Raw genomic sequence first — 2,021 nt, forward strand, 5'->3', positions numbered from 1 at the left:
TGCGCGATTCCTCGACCATGATACGCGCCGAACACCCCACCAGCGGCATGCGGCCGTTCGAGGTGATGAACTGCGCCGACCTTGGCGACGTGGGGCCCATCCTGCCGCTCATCACCGGGATGCCGGATACCGGCCATGCCTGCCACGAACGGCATGTCTGCGTGGATACCACCGCGGCGGGCGGCAACGCGGCGCTTCTGGGCGGCATGTCCTGATCCTGTCCACATCGACGCGGCCCCCTGCCCGGGGCCGCGCGGCCTTTCGGGACGGCACGCCGAATGGCGGCGCGATGCGCGCGCGAAACTCCCGCTTTCCGAACCCGCGAAACCGCGCTAGCTATGGCGCATGTTCCCGATCCGCGATCACAACCCGTCGAGCACGACGCCCTACGTCACCTACGCGCTCATCGCGATCAACATCGTGGTGTTCCTTGGCTACTGGCCGCTCTTCAACGACCCGCGCGCGCTGAACGACTTCTTCTACGACTGGGCGATCGTGCCGGTGCTCGTCACGCGCGAAGGCGCCTATGGCGGGCTCTTCACGTCGATGTTCATGCATGGCGGGCTGCTCCATCTCGGGGGCAACATGTTGTTCCTGTGGATTTTCGGCGACAACCTGGAGGACGAGATGGGCCATCTCGGCTATGCGCTGTTCTACCTCGCCTGCGGGGTCGGGTCGGGGCTGGCCCACGTGCTGGCCGGGCCGCTGTCGCCGGTGCCGACCGTCGGCGCATCCGGGGCGATCGCCGGCGTGATGGGGGGCTACCTGCTGCTTTACCCACGGGCGCGGGTGGACATCCTCGTCATCATCATCTTTTTCATCCAGATCATCGCCTTGCCCGCCTGGATGATGCTGGGCCTGTGGTTCGCGGTGCAACTCGTCAGCGGGATCGGCGCCGACCCGACAGGCGGCGGCGTGGCCTACTGGGCCCATGCCGGCGGCTTCCTGATCGGCGTGGTGCTGACGGTACCGGTTTTCCTGCGCAAGGGCGGACCGGCCTACTGGCGCCGCAACGCGGGCACGCCGCCCTACCCCGAAGCCGAATACCGCTATGCCCGCAGCCATATTCCCAAGGTGAGACGCCGGAAATGACAGCCACCACCCGAACGGCCACCTGCCATTGCGGCGCGGTCGAACTCCGCATAACGCCGGCATGTTCCGACCTGTCCGACGCCCGCCGCTGCGATTGCAGCTTCTGCCGGCGCCGCGGGGCGGCGACAGTCAGCGTACCGCTGGAAAACCTCGATGTCACGCGCGGCGCCGGGAAACTGTCGCGCTATCAATGGGGCACGATGACCGCGCAGCATTATTTCTGCTCGATCTGCGGCATCTATACCCATCACCGGCGCCGCTCGGATCCGACAATGTACGGCGTGAACCTCGGCACCATCGCGGGCGTGCCCCCCCGCGAGGCCGAGCCTGTCCCGTGGACCGACGGCATCAACCATCCCGCCGACCGCTGACGGCGCCCGGCCGTTCAGGATTCCGTGCCCGCGTACAGCTCGGCCGCCGTCATCTCGCCGCGCTTGAACGCCAGCACCGGCAGGCGGGGGTACCAGTCATACCGCGTATCCTGCCCGGTGGGCAGCCATGTCAGCTCACCGCCCTCGCGCCACGGGTCCAGCACGATACCCTCGTACATGCTGTCCCCCCGGCGGCTGATGATCGCGGTGGAATGCTGCAGGCGGAAAGGCGTGTTGAAATTGGCGATCGCGCGGTGAATTTCCAAGGTGCGGAATCGCTCGCGGTCCAGCCTGTCCTCCATGTCCATCGCCCAGTGCCAGCACAGGCCGCGCGGCTTGAGCCCCATGTTGACCTTGGTGTTGTGAAGCAGCGGGCCGTCGGTGATCTGGTAGGCGCGCGCCAGTTCCCGCGTGTTGCGGTAGGCGCTGCGGGCGGCGCGCGCCGCCTCCTCAGGGTCCACGCCGGGGCCGAGCGCGAGAATGGCCTGCTCCAGCCGGGCAACCTGTCCGGCCTGCGCATCGCGATCACGCGATTGCGCGGCCAGCCCGACCGAGGCG

General features: G+C 67.8%; 4 protein-coding genes. 3 read left to right on the plus strand and 1 reads right to left on the minus strand.

Annotation, left to right across the window (positions count from 1 at the left end):
* The 3 genes from ACH107_RS32290 to ACH107_RS32300 form a co-directional block, all read left to right on the plus strand.
* The coding region (locus tag ACH107_RS32290) for a hypothetical protein (protein WP_412509698.1) at positions 1–215 on the plus strand (215 nt) is incomplete at its 5' end.
* Positions 216–345: 130 nt separating this feature from the next.
* Positions 346–1,092: a rhomboid family intramembrane serine protease gene (locus ACH107_RS32295; RefSeq protein ID WP_412509699.1), complete on the plus strand. Its 747-nt coding sequence runs from the start codon at positions 346–348 to the stop codon at positions 1,090–1,092.
* The gene (locus tag ACH107_RS32300) at positions 1,089–1,463 is read left to right on the plus strand and encodes a GFA family protein (RefSeq protein WP_412509700.1); all 375 of its coding nucleotides are present in this window, start codon (positions 1,089–1,091) and stop codon (positions 1,461–1,463) included. The genes ACH107_RS32295 and ACH107_RS32300 overlap by 4 nt, the downstream gene beginning before the upstream one ends.
* 14 nt (positions 1,464–1,477) lie before the next feature.
* Here ACH107_RS32300 and ACH107_RS32305 read toward each other — a convergent pair whose 3' ends face one another.
* Entirely contained in the window at positions 1,478–2,008 is a 531-nt protein-coding gene (locus ACH107_RS32305; RefSeq protein WP_412509701.1) for a hypothetical protein, read from the minus strand.
* Positions 2,009–2,021: the final 13 nt, after the last annotated feature.

It is taken from the genome of Roseovarius halophilus (ex Wu et al. 2025), assembly GCF_047086965.1.